Annotated in this window: 8 protein-coding genes; 5 read left to right on the top strand and 3 right to left on the bottom strand. The window is 46.0% G+C overall.

The window, feature by feature from the left end:
- Positions 1-337: 337 nt before the first annotated feature.
- Together QL234_RS09945 and QL234_RS09940 are read right to left on the bottom strand one after the other, a co-directional pair.
- Complete coding sequence (locus tag QL234_RS09945) at positions 338-520, bottom strand: ribbon-helix-helix protein, CopG family (protein ID WP_281557664.1); 183 nt, start codon at positions 518-520, stop codon at positions 338-340.
- Between the two features lie 719 nt (positions 521-1239).
- Entirely contained in the window at positions 1240-4443 is a 3204-nt protein-coding gene (locus QL234_RS09940) for an HD domain-containing phosphohydrolase (protein WP_281557663.1), read from the bottom strand.
- 421 nt (positions 4444-4864) lie between these two features.
- Here QL234_RS09940 and QL234_RS09935 point away from each other — a divergent pair, with 421 nt between their 5' ends.
- From QL234_RS09935 to QL234_RS09920, 4 genes are all read left to right on the top strand, one after another.
- Positions 4865-8032, top strand: coding sequence for an EAL domain-containing protein (locus tag QL234_RS09935; protein WP_281557662.1), 3168 nt, complete (start codon positions 4865-4867; stop codon positions 8030-8032).
- A gap of 269 nt (positions 8033-8301) precedes the next feature.
- A complete protein-coding gene (locus QL234_RS09930; RefSeq protein WP_281557661.1) occupies positions 8302-9060 on the top strand; it encodes a hypothetical protein in 759 nt (252 codons plus the stop codon).
- A gap of 151 nt (positions 9061-9211) precedes the next feature.
- On the top strand, positions 9212-11827 hold the full coding sequence (locus tag QL234_RS09925) for a hypothetical protein (RefSeq protein ID WP_281557660.1): 2616 nt from the start codon (positions 9212-9214) through the stop codon (positions 11825-11827).
- Positions 11828-11829: 2 nt separating this feature from the next.
- Entirely contained in the window at positions 11830-14328 is a 2499-nt protein-coding gene (locus QL234_RS09920; RefSeq protein WP_281557659.1) for a hypothetical protein, read from the top strand.
- A 243-nt stretch (positions 14329-14571) separates the two neighbouring features.
- Here QL234_RS09920 and QL234_RS09915 read toward each other — a convergent pair whose 3' ends face one another.
- On the bottom strand, positions 14572-15480 hold the full coding sequence (locus QL234_RS09915; protein WP_281557658.1) for a LysR family transcriptional regulator: 909 nt from the start codon (positions 15478-15480) through the stop codon (positions 14572-14574).
- A gap of 82 nt (positions 15481-15562) precedes the next feature.
- On the opposite strand from QL234_RS09915, the gene QL234_RS09910 reads away from it, so the two are divergent.
- A complete protein-coding gene (locus QL234_RS09910) occupies positions 15563-15949 on the top strand; it encodes a VOC family protein (RefSeq protein ID WP_281557657.1) in 387 nt (128 codons plus the stop codon).
- Positions 15950-16066 lie beyond the last annotated feature (117 nt).

The raw sequence follows: 16066 nt of genomic DNA, 5'->3' as shown, positions 1-16066 counted from the left end.
TTCATCCTGCCTCGGCCTGCCTGGGCATGCGGGAGAGCATATAACCGGATTTATGCGTTTTTCTTTATCTTGGCTAAAAGGCTTCCTGCCCGAAAAAGTTATGCCTGCACCGGGTCGGCTTTTTCCCTGATGCTGTACTGTTATTGCTTTATCCCCCGGGCAAGCGGGCGGTATGTTTACAGGGAAAAGCTAAAAGCCAGCAGCATTGCAAAAGCTGGACTAATGCAAAAGCTGGACAGCGGTTTATTGGCAATTAAAAACGGATTGTTGTTGGCAATCCGTTTTGGCTGTCCGGTGCTGTTTGGCCTGTGCTAATTTTACTCGTTGTAGCTATAAATTAGCTTTTGCCCGGCTGTTGCTTGTCATTTTGGGGTTTTGCACCTTTACGGGCTTCGAGTGCTTCGGTGATCAGCATGCGGGCGATCCAGGCAACACTTCTGTCATCTGCCTGAGCTAACGCCTGAATGGCGTCATCTGTCGCCGAATCCACCCTAACGGTTAGTACGGCTAGCTTTTTCATGACAAAGAGCCTTTAGCAAGCATCATCTGCTGAGCTGTGCGCCAACAGCGAGAGTGCCTCGCATCAGAAACCGTTATCCTATTGAGGTTAGTATTGCCGGCAGTTGGCGGCTGCCCGTGATTGGGGTTGCTGGTGTGCCGGCTTGGCTGTTTGCTCGGTAGCCTGTGGGAAATGCTTTTTAAAAAAGGTGTTAAAAAAACTTTAGCCGAGTTTAACTCTGACATATCATTATCTTTAGCCATGATGGATATCCTATGTATCTATTGAGGTTAGCTATCTCTGGGTGTCCTACCACTCAGGGGTAGCGCTTGTTGTGTCTGTATTGCTTATGTTGCTTGTCTGCTTGCTGTTTGTCCGCGCTTATATTCGGGCGGGTAAACCGCTGTGTTTAAAGTGACTCCTATGGTTGGTTTTCCATTACTTTTTATAGTGTAAAAGGGGGGATAAATCCATATGGAGGGGATGAATTTTTAGTCTAAATGGTTGTTTTGTTTTTGTTGTTTAGATGATTCGGGACTATTGAGGAAATAATTTTTAAATATTTGAAAGTTAGGTGGTATTTTGTGTGCTGTTCTAAGGGGGATAGCTGGCCCCGGGCCGTTTTCCCCCGGTTTGACGGCTGTTTTTACAAGGTTGAGCCAGTTTTTCTGCCAAACCGGCCGTTTTCTGTGATTTTTATTTGGGTTTCCTGCTTGCGCTCTTTAGCTTTTTTATGCCTTTTATCTCAGATAAGCGCTGATATCCGTAATATCGATTTTATCTTCTGCCATAAAGCGCTGTGCGTATTGCAAATAGGTGCCGCTGGTTAAAAACAGTTCGAACAGGTCTGTATCGATATGCGAGGTTTGACTCATGTGGTGCAAGATATTGAGGGATTCGCTTAAGGTTTTGCCCTTTTTGTAGGGGCGGTCGGAGGCGGTCAGGGCCTCGAAGATGTCGGCGATGGCGAGGATCCTGGCAGGAATGGAAAGTTGCCCGGCGTTTAATTGTCTCGGGTAGCCGGTGCCGTCGAGCTTTTCATGATGGCCGCCGGCGTATTCCGGCACTTTGGCCAGCTCTTTTGGCAGCGGCAGGGTTTCCAGCATCATGATGGTGGCGATAATATGCTCATTGATGATATAGCGGTCTTCCGGGGTCAGGGTGCCGCGTTGTATGCTCAGGTTGTAGATTTCCCCTAGGTTTTGCTTGTGCCGGGGTACCTGAACTTTAAAGTCGAAGGCTTTTTGCCTTTTAACACCGTCGCTGCGCGGGGTCAGGTGCCTGGCTTTATCGATAAGCAAAGGCTCGGTGCAGGGCAGACAGGTGTCCTCTGGCGGCAGGTTGCGGCTTTCTTCGGGGGATAAACCCAGGTTATCCGCCAGGTTGCGTTGCCAGGTTTGTTCGGCAATGGCCCGGAGCCGGGTTATTTTGTCATCGTCCATAAATTCGCCGCCGATATTGCATTCGGCGACAAAGGCGAAGTCGTCGGCGATTTGCTGTTTTTTTCTGTCCCGTTTCTGCCTTAGTTGCTCTGCCTGGTCGGGGTGGGCCGATATTTGCTCCAGGCAGGTGATATCGGTGTCGCGCAGCAGTACTTCAAAACGCATTCGTATTTCGTGTATACGGTTGTAGATGGCTTCAAGTTTGCTGCCTTTGTCTACTATGTGTTCGGGGGTGGTGATTTTGCCGCAGTCGTGCAGCCAGGCGGCTACTTTAAATTCCCGCCACTCTTGCTCGTCTTTAAAATGAAAGTTGGCAAAGCGGCCCGTTTGGCAGGCATCGGCTTTTTCTGCCAGCATAAAGGCCAGTTCAGGCACCCGGGCACAGTGCTCGCCGGTATAGGGGGATTTATCGTCGATGGCCTGGGCCAGCAGCTGAATAAAGGAGTCGAGCAGGTTTTTTTGCTCGGCTTCGTGTTTTTCCATGGCGCTGGCCATGTAAACCATGGAATGGGACAGTTGGTTGATTTCCTTGATCATCGACGGCACTTTAGTGACCTGGTCAAAGCAGCGCTTTCTGACTTTGTCATTTTCCATGATCAGCAGTTTGATCGGGTTGACGATGGTGCGGGTCAGGTAAAAGATCAGCGGTATAAAGCCGATGATGGTCAAAGTCGTGATCAGCAAGGAAATTTTAACCTGCTCCATATAGGGGCCGATAATATTGTCTATCGGGATCAAAATTGCCAGGTATTCTTTGTCGTTGTCCAGCGACTGCAGTGCCCGGGTATAGCTCAAATAAACCGTACCTTTGATGGTCAGTTCCTGCGTGGTCGCCTGGCCGTCGCCCACCTGGGTCAGCAGTTGTCGGTGCGGTAATCTGTCGAGGGTCAGTTTATCCCGGGCGGCTTGGTCGTTTTTTTGCTGCGAAGAGGGCAGCCATTTCTTACTCAGCCACTGCTTTTCGCTGTCGGTAATCGAGCTTATGGCTTTGTTGATAATTGTCAATAGTCGGGCATTTTCTGGCTTGAGCATAAAATGATAAGTCGCAAATTTTTCCGACATGGCTGATAGCTCTGCCAAGGCAGTATTTTGCGTTAAATTATTAATGAAGTAGTTTTTGATTAAATGCTCGGTAACCGGTGCTAATTCGAAATAGATATCGGCATGTCCTTGTTGCAGTGCCTTTAGCGAATCTAAAGAGTCCTGGGTGATCACCGGTTGGATCTCGGGGAAGTTCTCGCGGAGCTCTGTGGTGAGATACTCGCTCAGGGCGTAGCTGCGGGGCAAGGCAATGCGTTTACCTTTGAGCTGTTCGAAGCGGCTTATTGGCGGCTCGCCTTTACGGGTAATGGCAACTATCCTGCTTTTGAAATAGGGCTGTGAAAACAGCGCATACTCCTGCCTGCCGGGGGTTGGGATCATAGATTGCAATATTTCGATTTCGTTGTTGCGAAACATGGCGATCAATTGGCTGAAGCTATAGCCATTGATGAACTCAAAGCTTAAGCCGGTTTTTTTCGCTATCAGTTGCAGGTAATCCACCGAGTAGCCTTTAGGGGCGCCGCTGACGGAAAACTCAAATGGCGGAAAGTCGTAGACATTGGATACCCGGATTGTCGGCAGGGCTTTGATATATGCCTGTTCCTGGGGAGATAAGGCAATAGCCGAGGTGTCGGTGTGTTCGTTTGCCGATTTGGGGATTCTGCGTGCGGTCACCTGGCCCTTGTCATTAAAGATGAATACTTCTCCCGACTCGGAGATATACTGATCGCGGAGAAAGGCCGACATGCTGTGGAATGAGATATCGACACCAACTACATGGTCACCGGCGGTTTTTTTAGCGTAGGTGACCCCGGGAGATTTTAAAAAGCTGAACATGTAGGGCGGGGTTTTGATCACCCGGTTGCTGGCGGTGGCTTTTTTATACCAGGGGCGTGTTCTGGCGTCGTAACTGGTGTTTTTTTGCTGCCTGGTACGCAGTTGCAGTCCGGCGTTATAATATTCCCAGATCTGGGCTTTTGCCTGCTTTTGCGGTAACACTTTTATCATCACCCAGCGGTCATTTAAGGTGGCGGTGAATTTTTTCCTGATCAGTGGCGAGGTATTTAAGTTGATCAGGTGTAGTGAACTGCCGTCGGGGTAGCCGATCAATATCTGGTAAATAAGCTTATTGTCGCTCAGTGCCCGGGTTAGTATCGGTAGCAAAGGGTGGCCGGTTGAAGCGCTGGCTGGTACTTTTAATTCCTGGTACAGCTCAAGCATTCGGGTGAGGTTTTCTCCGGTATTATCCATTTCCTCCAAACGTTCACTGACGTTTTGGGCAATGTTGTTAAACTGGGTTATGGTGGCGGTGAAAGCGATTTCACGGCTTAAATAAAACTGCAATGCCAGTGCCGTTAAAGCGGTAGCCGCCGTTACCAGTAGGAAAGTGCCCAGTATGGTCAGGCGTATGGTGAAGGTTAATTTCGAGAGCGCTTTTATTGCTTTTTCAAAGTTAAGCATATGGTCTATTTTCGGAAGTCGGCGGCTTTAACTGGTATTAACATAATGAAATAAAAGTCAATTAGATTAATTTTAGACTACCGGATGGAAAATGGAGCTCATAGTTACTGCTAACACCTCTGCTATTTGGCGATGGCGGTAATCAGCAAGCAGGCTGGTGTGGAGCAATAGCCGCTTATATCACAATGGCAAAGTTTGCTTTTTGAGGCACGAACGGAAATAAAGCCTGTGCGGCGAACTCCATGGTTTTTACTGACAGTTAATAGCTTGTTATTGTGGTATTTGTTGTTTTGTCTTGCCTGTTGTCAAGTGCAAGCGGTTTCTTTTCTGTTGTATGGGGGGAACAAAGCTGCGGCTAACCATTGCTAATGCATTATACTGGAAAGAATATTGGCTATATGATGGGGTTAACTTCTTTAATATGCCAAATAATGCTAGCCGTAACTTAGTTCATATTTCTTTTTTAGCAATCATTTATTTTTTTACCGCCTGGCTCGGTTTGCAACTGGCTTTTGACGAAGTCAACATTACGCCGCTATGGCCGCCTACCGGCATTGCCCTTGCCGCGCTGCTTTATTACGGTTACCAGGTATGGCCGGGGATCTTTCTCGGAGTTGTGCTGATTAATCTCTACCTGCAAACCCATGTGATGGCGGGGTTGTTCATTGCCATTTGTAATACCCTGGAAGTGCTGGTGGCAGGGTATCTGATCATCCGTTTTGCCAGCCGCTGGCCTTTTGCCAAATTACAACAAACCGTGTTTTTTATCCTGAGTTTATGTGTTGCGACCATGATCAGTGCCAGCGGCGGCGTTGCCAGTTTGTATCTGGCCGGAACCCTGGCTAAAGAAGCTGCTGGATTGCTGTGGCATACCTGGTGGCTGGGGGATCTGGCGGGAGGGCTTATTTTAACGCCATTTTTACTGACCTGGAGCAGGGTGCCGAAAGAGCGCTACAGCGCAGCGCAGAAGGTAGAGGCAATAGGGCTGATCCTGCTCAGTTTGGCGTTAATGTACTTGCTGTTTTTCACGCAATTTTCTTCCTACGCCAGCCAATATCTGCTGATTTTTGCTTTATTGCCTATTTTGTTCTGGATGTCCTTTCGTTTTCACCATCACGGCGCAACCCTGATGATTTTGATCATGTCGGTACTGGCCATTGTTGGCACTTTAAACGGCTTTGGCCCTTTTGTGCTGGCAACGGAGCATGACTCGCTATTGGTGTTGCAGGCCGCGGTTGGCAGTGTGATGATCACGGTATTATTGCTGATCGCAAGCCAGGAAGAGCGCCTGCATGCTATTACCGGTCTCAGGCAGAGCCGGGAAAGCCTTGAGAGCCAGGTCAGCCAGAGAACGTTGGAATTAAAGAGTGCCAATGTCTTGCTGGAAAAAGAAATTTATCATCAAACCCATTTGACGGAGGCGATAAAAGGCTTGCTGCATATTGTTGACGGCTCGGCAAAGCAGGAATTTTTTATCCGCTGTGCCCGCGGCCTGGCACAAACGTTTGAAACCCGTTTTGCCCTGATTGGCGTGTTTGCCGATCAAACCAAGAATAGCATCGCAACCCTTGCGGTTTGGAACGGTAACCAGACGGAAGACAATTTTATCTACGCACTTAAAGGAACGCCGTGTGAAGACGTGATGAACCATGCGATTGAGCTGGTATCGGAAAAGGCCGCCGAGCGTTATCCAGAGGATAAGTTGTTAATGCTGATGGGCATAGAAAGTTATTTTGGCGCACCTATTATCACGCCAGAGGATGAAGTGATCGGTATTATGGCGGTTATGGACACCAGGCCTATGTTTATTTCCAGCTGGCAAAAACCTTTGCTGGGGCTTTTTTCCAACCGGGTGGCGCTGGAGCTGCAGCGCCGGCGGGTTATGGATAAGCTGGAACTGGCTGAGCAGGTTTTTAATGAAAGCAGCGAAGCTATTATGATTTGTGATGCTGAAAAACAGATCATCCGGGTCAATCCTGCCTTTACTGAACTTACCGGTTATTCCCTGGCGGAAGTTATCGGCAAGAGACCTTGTCGTTACATGTCGGCAGAAGAAAATGGCGACTGTTATCGTGAGTTGTGGCCAGCAATTGAAAAACAGGGGGCCTGGCACGGGGAAATGACTAACTGGAGAAAAAATGGCGAAGAATATGTCAGCTGGCAAATGATCAAATCTGCTGTTGATGACCATGATAAAGTGCAGCAATATATTTTTATTATCAATGATATTACCGAGAAAAAACGCGCCGAAGAAAAAATTTTTCAACTGGCCCACCACGATGCCATAACCCAGTTGCCCAACAGGGTTTCTTTTCATCAGCAACTGGAAATCTCCATGGCCGATGCCATCAAAAGTGGTGTACGCCTGGCGGTGATGTTTATTGATCTGGATAATTTTAAGCTGATTAACGATACTTCGGGCCACCCGGTGGGAGATGAATTATTGCAGCAGGTGGCTCGCCGCTTTGAGCAGGTGGTGGGGGAAGATGCCATGGTTTCCCGTTTTGGCGGCGATGAGTTTACCGTAATGCTGCCGGCTATTGCCGGCATTGAACAGGTGGCAAAAGTCGCCCAGGCGCTGCTTGACGCCTTGAAACCCCCTTTTTGCCTGACCTGCTGTGAGGTGACTACCAGCGCCAGTATCGGTATAGGCATTTATCCGGATAACAGCGATGAGATCTCTACTTTACTCAGTTGCGCCGACAATGCCATGTATCGTGCCAAAGAAAGCGGCCGCAGCGGTTATCAGTTTTATACCGAGCAAATGCATATTGACGCCCAGCAGCTGGTGGAATTAGAGCAAGATTTACGAAATGCCCTGAAAAATGATGAGTTTACCCTGGTTTATCAGCCGCAGGTCGAGTTGGCTACCATGCAGATCACCGGGGTGGAAGCCTTATTGCGCTGGTATCATCCGCATAAGGGATTAATTTCTCCGGATAAATTTATTCCGGTGGCGGAGTCTTCCGGTTTGATTGTCGCCATAGGCGCCTGGGTGATTAACCAGGCCTGTTATCAGCTCAGGCTTTGGCATGACCTGGGTTTTGAGCAGCTGAGTATGGCTATTAACCTGTCAGCACGGCAGTTTTTCCAAAGAGATTTACTCGCCACCATAGAGCAGTCGATAGTTGCTAACGACATTCCACCCGCTAAGGTAGAATTTGAAATCACCGAAAGCATGATGATGCGCAATATCGAGGAAACCATAGCTATCCTTCATCAAATCAAAACTTTGGGGGTTCAGCTTTCGGTGGATGATTTTGGTACCGGTTATTCTTCGCTGTCGTATTTAAAACGCTTTCCCTTGAATAAAATCAAGATAGACAGAACCTTTGTCAGCGGCTTGCCTGATGACAGTGATGACGGCGCTATTGTCGAGGCGATCATTGCCATTGCCCATTCCCTTGGTTTTACCGTGATCGCCGAAGGGGTTGAGACTGTAGAGCAACTGAGGTTGCTGGCAATAAAGCGTTGCGGAGAATTTCAGGGCTATTATTTTAGCCGGCCCTGTCCGGTAGCTGAGCTTGGCAGCCTGTTGTTAGAGCATTTACCCAAAGGGCAGAAAGTTTGTCCCGTCAGGGCCCGGTAACGGGCTGTCGTAACGCTGTTGCTCTACTCTATAGTGATAAAGAACGCATTAAGGTGAATTATTCACCAAAGTAGCTGTTTTTTATGTTTTAGCCCTTGCTTTGATGTTATTTCCTGTTGATTTGTTTGACAAATGCGGTGATCTACTGCACTTTTAACAGCGAAATCTCTTTGACTGCCCCTTGCCTTAATTCAGCGCCGTTGTTTGGTTATTAGCAAGCAAGTCATTGGCTGTATATATAATAAGAAAATGCTTAAATCGGAATGTAGATGGAATTAAGAATAACAAAGAAAATACTGGCTTTTGAAGAAGCTAAATTAAGCAGTTATGTTGATCATTTGGCAAGCAGAAGGTTTGGTACTTTCAGTTTGTTTATTGGCATTATCAGTTTATTTTTGGTTATCGGACAAAAACTGGCCTGGGCTGATTGGGATATTTTAACGGCTTATTCTCATGAAGGACTAAAGCCGATTTTATTAGGGGTTTGGGCTACTTTATTTATTAGCAGTCTTTTATATCGAGTATATCGATATAAAAACATTTCAACCTGGATTGCTTGCCTGAGCTTTAACGCTAAAGCAGACAAGATTTTGAAAACCACTTCAGAGCAATATAAAGGCTTTAAGAAGAAACTTTCCAAAGAGCTTAATTGGCTGATAATTTCTGATTTTTTCTTAATTATCTTTCTGTTACTTATAACAAACAGTGAAAATGCCTGCCCGATTATTGCGGCTGTCACCCTGGCTGTTTTTGCTTTTTGCTATTTTCTGAATAAGCAGCATGGCTTTACCCGGGCGTGGTCACGTTATGAGAAAACACAGGACCTCTTGGAAGTGCTGTTGTGGGAGTTTACTCAGGTGCCCACGTTATATTCCGGGCATAATAAAGACAAAAGAATGGCCGTGCTTCATGAGAAATACGTGCAAATTATTGAAACCCAGATCCATGAACGCCAACGCGATATTATCGGTGACTACCTTTCAACGAATGATGCTGCTTTTTCTTGGGTTAAGAGCCTGAAAAAATAAAGCTTACTTATAGAGCCTGAGGCAGGCATATGCGTAGTAAAATGCTCTTTGAAAGGGGTTAGTCCGCTGGAAATAATGGCCGTGTTTATATAAGTGACGGCAATCGGGCGGTTAAGTAGTGATTAAATAAAAATAATAAGGAACAACAAGGATGGCGCAACAACCCAACCTGATTTTAGATGTTAGCTCAGCGGAATATTCCGGGGAATATAAAGATAAAAGCCAGCGCTGGCAAAGGCGTGCCTATGAGCTGGCCATAGCGAATATTAGCGCGCTGGTGGAAGAAAGCCGCAGCATTATTGAACAAACACAACATAGTAAAGAAAAAACTTTACCGCGCATTCATGACGCTATTTTTATTTCCGGTAGTCGCGGTACCGGGAAAACCGTGTTTCTATATAATCTTGAGCAAGAGTGGCAGCAGGCTGAGGGATTAGCAAATAAAGATAAGGCGGTATTTCTTAATATCATTGATCCTACTTTACTGGTAAACCATGATAATTTCGTTAATGTGGTCATTGCCCACATTCATAATTATATGCTCGGAAGAATACACAAACTTGAAGATAAACAAGCTTACCAGAATCTGCTGGGGCGCCTGGCCGAGTCGTTAGGGCAAACGGAGTACAATAACCGTGATGTTAGCGGATTAGATCGTATTATCAGCTATCAGTCGTCTATGGATTTGGAGAATAATTTTCACCTTTACCTTGAGCATTGTTGTAAATGCATAGGTAAAGAAGTATTTGTGCTGCCGGTAGATGATGTCGATATGGCGTTGGGTAAAGCCCACGACGTGCTGGAAACCATACGCCGTATCTTGTCCTGCCCGCGGCTTATTCCCATTGTTTGTGGTGATGAAAATATCTATCATCAGATCCTCAGGGATTATTTTGCCTATTCCGGCAATGAGCAATATGAGCGTAGGAAACCTTTTGCCGATACTGAAGAAAGTCAGTATGCAGAGCATTTGGCGATGCAATACTGGCGTAAGGTTTTTCCTGAGCACCTCAGGGTAGGTCTGCTTGATGTAGATTACCTGATGCCGGATATCAGCATAACGGGCACTGGCGAGCAATCGTTAACCCCGTCAGAATTATTTAAAAGGGTTACGCAACTCACCAGCCCATTGGTCAACGGCTTGGAAAATAGCCATACCTTGAAACGGCCGGATACTTCAAGGAAACTGGTGCAGTTCGCCAAAAACTTTATCGGTTATGTTGATGATGTTAAGCAAGGCAAGGTGATTGATAATTTCTGGTCAGATTATGTCAGGTATGCCGAAAGTGCCCGTTTTGCCCAAGGCTATTTGCTTGCCGATGCTGAAATTCGCGTGAAAGCCGGCATAAAACGTCTATCTGAGTTGGCCTTATTTAATGTCGAGCTACAAAGTAAACTTGCTAGGCATAAGCAGGGATTTAAGAAAAGAGACTATTTTGCCCAACTTAAAAAAGAGTTAGACCCGCTATTATATTTTGAAGATTATATTAGCGGCAAAAGGTTGTCTAATTGGCGGCAAGGTCAGCTCGATGCCTTAACGACGAGAAGAGAGGATGCCGATAACAGCTTGACCGCTATTCCCGCCATCAGCAATACCTTAGTCGCTATGCCTACGATAGAGGTGTTTAAGGAAAAATATATTATTTCCCAGGCATCGATCAGTGATATTAAAGATAATATGGATGACGGCAAGGTTAAGCAAAACAGTTACTTGTTATTGGATTTATTTACCCATAGTGATTTTTATGGCACCTCGTCCTATAGAGCCCGGCAGATCTTTTTTGGCAAGGCGTTTGAAATTTTTACGCTGAGTTTAATAAACCGCTTTCGTGATGAGTCTGCCTTGAGCTATATCATTAAAGATATCTTTAATACTAAGCCGTTAAACTCCATTCATTTTGTCGCCCCGACTAAAACATTTGATTTTAATGAGGATGAAACGGAGCAAGGCGGCGAAGACAGCAGTATTTCCTATGTTAGCGACAGTCAAAGCTTTGCTCGGGATATAGTAACCTGGCAAGAGGATTATCAAGAAGAGCTAGAACAGGCACGCAGTGCCGGTTTATGTCATTTGTTATCCCTGGTATTTAACAAGGTGTTTAATCAGTTATTGCAAATGCGGGTGAATAATACCTTGCTGCCAAAATCAGCTAATCCGGATAACTTGTTTCATGTTGCCAAACGCTTTGAATTTGTGTTGTTAACCTCCATCGGGGCCTTTTTAAAAGATAAAGGGGATATCGCACTGCAAAATACTGCCACCACCCCAAATAACCAGCACTTAATGACTTCTTCAGGGAAAAATAGTGATAGGGCTTATAAGGTTAATGTGATGGAATTCGTCAGTGACGAGACTATGGCAGGGAACCGGCTGATGCAGGCGTTGGTAGCGCATCCGTTATTTACCTTAACCAAAGATTACTCCCATGAATTACTGTGGAATAAGTTAACCGTTGGGGGAAGAGTGGCAGGTGAATCACTCGGGGGAAAATTTGTTGATGAGTCAAAAAAATCGAATCGTACGTTTCCGACATTAAATGATTTAGGATTCGCAGCGTTTGATAATCCCATTAGAGTATTAAATCAATTAACCATAAAGGAATTTAAAGAGCTCTTTGAAGAATATGGGCCAGTAACTCTGGATGTATTATCGGATGTTATCAGCTGGTCAGAATTACACCCTGATAAATTGAGCCCAAGGCATGAGAGGGCACTGAATAGAATTCATAAGTTGTTTAATGAATACAGTAAAAAAGTCAGTGATTAACTATGTTGACTAATTCTCTGGAAAATGTCGCTAAGGTGAGCTTACTTAATTCTGACCGTTGGCTTTTTCATTTGTTATCGGATGAGGTGTCTCTTAATGCTTTTAACGAGATAGCACAAGAGAGCTTAACGGATAAATTGCTGGCCAATGAGCGCCGTGATGATATAGAAAAAGTGCTGCAACCCCTGGCAAGTTCCTGGCATAAAAACTACTCGTTGGATTTCATCGGCCAGTGGCAGATACGCTTTCTTGACTGGCAGGGTAATCGTTTTGAAGTGGCCAAACCTTATCTGGATGAGTGGCTGGCGCTGTGTTCAATTATAGAGCCGAGCCTGGTATTAGGATGGAGTTATGCACAAAGGCTCAAACATGACCGTTTGCAGCCTGAGCAGTTGGTTAATCTTGAACAGTGCATGCAGGGCCTGAGCCGCCCCAAACACCAGGCATATGGCGACAACCATGCCCATATCGGTGGACACGGCGGTCAGCGACAGGCATTTGTGGACTATTCATTTGAGGGGAATAGCGCACAAGCGCCTTTTAACTGGCCCAGTTTACGCGAATATCGCTTTATCAGCACCGGGGAAATCGATGCCAGTCGTTTACCGCGGATGCAACATGCTTTGTTTTGTCACCTGGTGGAAGCCTTGACCTTCGTTCCCGGAAAAGAAATGCCGGATCTTAACATCAGTCTTTATGATGATTTTCAGATGTTATATAAAAATCGCGGTTTACCGGCAAGGATCAAACAAGCGGCAAGCTTTAATCTTTCATTAACATTACTAAATAGGGCATTAACTGCTGACGCAGATAAATCCGCTTTGCTTATTTGGTCGGCATTATTTTATGCTGAGCGTTACCTGGAAGTTTCCTGCGCCTGGCGTACGGCTTTTCGTGCTTATATCCATGTTAGCCAGATCTTAAGAACCGGCATGATACACAAAGGGTTGGGATTAAGTTATTTCACTGAATTTTTCCGTTTCAACGCCAGAAAGGGCCACAGTAGTAAAAAATATGGCCGGTACGCCTTAACCACTGATATGCATGGCAAGGTGTTTCGGGAGTTTAAGGTAGCACCAGCATTTATTAACGAAAGGACTTTATCTCAAGTTTATAAAAAGCTGGAAAAATCTAAACTTGAGCACAATATCCAGTTTTGTATCCATTTTACCCGCAGTGGCCATGGACAAGATAAGTTACAAAGGAACAAGCGGCTGGCATTGAAGCAGGAATGCCAGCGCCTGGTAACTTTATTTTCTTCTTATGGAGCACAAAACCATCAAGTGAAAAGTAAGTTGTTTACGCCGGATAAAGAAAGAACCGTAAACCTGCCTAATCTGGTAAGAGGGCTGGATGTAGCAGGTAATGAAAACCAGGTGAAAATAGAAATCTTCGCCCCGTCACTACGATACCTGCGAGCCAGCCCATGGAAAAATTCGTATAGCGAATACAAACCCCAACGCAGGCTGCACTTAAGTATTCATAGCGGGGAAGATTTTCATCATTTGATCTCAGGTTTGCGCCATATTGATGAAACCGTGTCTTTTTGTGATTTTGGCGAAGGGGATAGGTTAGGGCATGCCCTGGCGTTAGGTATCGCAGCCGATGTCTGGGCGAAAAAGCATAATACCGTTAGAATTACAGCCGGGGAGCACTTGGACAACCTGGTTTGGCTCTATCACCAAGCGGTAGAGTTATCCTTGTCTGTTCCCGAAATCTTGCCTTTTGCCAATCGTTTGCAAGTCAGAGCTGCTAAATGGTGTCAGCAGATTTACGGTGAGAATCATGATCTTGCCACTTTATACTGCGCCTGGCAGTTAAGGCGAAACTGTCCACTAAGCTTTATGGAGTCAAAAGATAGTCTGTTATATCTTGAATATTTACCGGGTTTTTTTGAAGGACCTTTATCTGATGCAGAAAGAAATAAACTTGCCATAAAAATCTGGCAAAGCTATTTCTTAAGCAAGCAGTTTTTTAAAAAAGCTGAAGACAATCCTTTTGAACAAAGCTTGCTTGTACGGCATCTCGAATCACATCATCCTGATGCCCGGACCCGTGTGACGCAGGGGCAAGATTATTTTACCCTGGATGAAATTGACTGGATCACTGCTATTCAGGATCATCTGATGCACCAATATGATGATCAAGGTATCACTATAGAGGCTTGCCCCAGCTCGAATATTTATATAGGTCATTTTGATTGCTTCAGTCAGCACCCGTTATTTCGCTGGGCACCGCCGCTTGAGGCCTTGCTTGACAAGGACAGCGAATTTAACCGTTTCGGTTTACGCAAGGGACCGGTGCGCTTTTGCGTTAATACCGACGATGCCGGCTTGTTTCCCACCACCATCGCCAATGAACACAGGATTTTAAAGGAAGTGGCTATTCGTCATTTCGATGCCTCTTCCCAGGTGGCAGATGCCTGGATAGAGCGCATTCGCAATATAGGACTGGAAGAATTTCGGCGCAACCAGGAGGCGGTAAAGGTGCCCGAGGCTTAACGTCGGCCAGTGTGGCTTTTGGGCTTAGAGGTAATGAAGCAGCCAGGGAGCGGCTTTTACCTGTCCGTAAATAACCGAGCTGAGTACCAAAGTGACTAATAAAAAAAGTTTGCGGTAATGGCTTTTCATTTTATTTCCCATATTGTTTTTATCTGCCTTTGATAACGCCTGTCGGCTGCTTTGGTTGACACGGCTGCAGAAAATAGCGGCATGATAAGCATTATGACCGATGAATGTCTTGATCTATTCGAGTTCAGCCGCCAGCTCTGCTATCTGACGTCGAAACCATTGATGGCCGGGATCATGATGTTTCAGCGGCCCCCATAACATGCTGACTTCAAAAGGCGCCAGTGTTAGCGGCGGCGGGAGAAATTTAACTTTTTTATGGTTGGCGCAGCACAATGCCAGACGTTTGGGCATGGTGGTGATCATTTGGCTGGATTCAACGAGTGCTGTCGGGGTGGTGAACAAATGGCTGGCCAGTATGATTTCCCGCCTATGGCCTAATGCTGCCAGTGCTTTATCGACTATCGAGCGGCCGCTGCCATGGGGGCTGATCAATATGTGTTGCTCATGAATAAATTGCTCCAGGGTGAGCTCGTCACCAGGAATGTTCGGGTGCTCACGGCTGACCAGGGTGATAAAACTGTCCTGCCAGAGTTTTTTTTGATAGAGGTTTTGTGGCGGCGTACCATAGCGGCCAAAAACAAAGTCGATATTTTGCAGCGCTTTAGCCAAGTCCGTATCCTGATAACTGACACATCTTAATTTTATGCCGGGGGCCAGCCGGTGTAAGTGGTGGGTCAGGGGCACCAGCAGCAGTTTCTCCAGGTAATCTGAGGTACCTAAGATAAAGGTTCTGTTGCTAGTTAAAGGGTTGAATTCATGGCTGGCTAGTAATGCGCTGTTCAGGCTTTGCAGGGGGGCGATGATGGTGTTGTAAAGTTCTTGAGCCCGTACGGTAGGCTCCATGCCGGTGGATGTTTTATGAAATAAAGGATCGTCAAACTGTGCTCTCAGTTTTTTGAGCATATGGCTTAATGCCGACTGGCTGACGCCTATTTTATTCGCCACTTTACCGACATGGCGTATTTCCATCATTAAGCGGAAGATATTGAGCTGGTTTAAATCAGGGTTATTAGTATTTTTCATAATAGTTAGTTGTAACATTAATTATTTTTTAGCGCCAATAAATGATTTGATAGCGGCCGTGTTTATCTCAATAGGAGTATTTATGGCGTTAAAAATTGATCACCTGAGTTTGCTGGTGACCTCGCTGGAAAAAAGTATGCCTTATTATCAAAGCTTGCTGGTGTTATTGGGCTTTGAACAAGTTCGGGACCACATCTGGACCGACGGCGAGGGTTTCTTTATTCAGTTTCACCAGGCCAGGCAGGGCACAAGGGCCTATCAACGCTATGGTGCGGGCATGAACCATATTGGTTTTTCGGCGCCGTCTACAGACTTTGTCTATCAGGTACAAAAGCAAATGCATGCGGCGGGTTTTGAGGTGCCCGAAGTGCAGGACTTTAACGGCGCCAAGGCGTTATTTATGAAAGATGATGACGGCATACGTTTTGAGATCACTTACTATCCTCCCGGTGTTGCCGTGGTAGATTGATAGCCTGTATACGTTCGCTGTCGGCTGCGGCTTCCCGTACCAGGAAGCAGGTCTGTTGGCAAATGTAACGGTTTTCGTTACAAAGCCGTACCTATTCGTTCTATTGTCATCTTTGGG

It is taken from the genome of Thalassomonas sp. RHCl1 (assembly GCF_947387555.1).
Lineage (GTDB): Bacteria > Pseudomonadota > Gammaproteobacteria > Enterobacterales > Alteromonadaceae > Thalassomonas.
Note: the sequence above shows the minus strand (reverse complement) of the source record. Positions and strands in the feature narration are given on the sequence as shown.

Bases quoted from the DNA above. Each gene is read 5' to 3' on its own strand.
- QL234_RS09945 (WP_281557664.1), bottom strand. From the start codon at position 520: ATGAAAAAGCTAGCCGTACTAACCGTTAGGGTGGATTCGGCGACAGAT.
- QL234_RS09940 (WP_281557663.1), bottom strand. From the start codon at position 4,443: ATGCTTAACTTTGAAAAAGCAATAAAAGCGCTCTCGAAATTAACCTTC.
- QL234_RS09935 (WP_281557662.1), top strand. From the start codon at position 4,865: ATGCCAAATAATGCTAGCCGTAACTTAGTTCATATTTCTTTTTTAGCA.
- QL234_RS09930 (WP_281557661.1), top strand. From the start codon at position 8,302: ATGGAATTAAGAATAACAAAGAAAATACTGGCTTTTGAAGAAGCTAAA.
- QL234_RS09925 (WP_281557660.1), top strand. From the start codon at position 9,212: ATGGCGCAACAACCCAACCTGATTTTAGATGTTAGCTCAGCGGAATAT.
- QL234_RS09920 (WP_281557659.1), top strand. From the start codon at position 11,830: ATGTTGACTAATTCTCTGGAAAATGTCGCTAAGGTGAGCTTACTTAAT.
- QL234_RS09915 (WP_281557658.1), bottom strand. From the start codon at position 15,480: ATGAAAAATACTAATAACCCTGATTTAAACCAGCTCAATATCTTCCGC.
- QL234_RS09910 (WP_281557657.1), top strand. From the start codon at position 15,563: ATGGCGTTAAAAATTGATCACCTGAGTTTGCTGGTGACCTCGCTGGAA.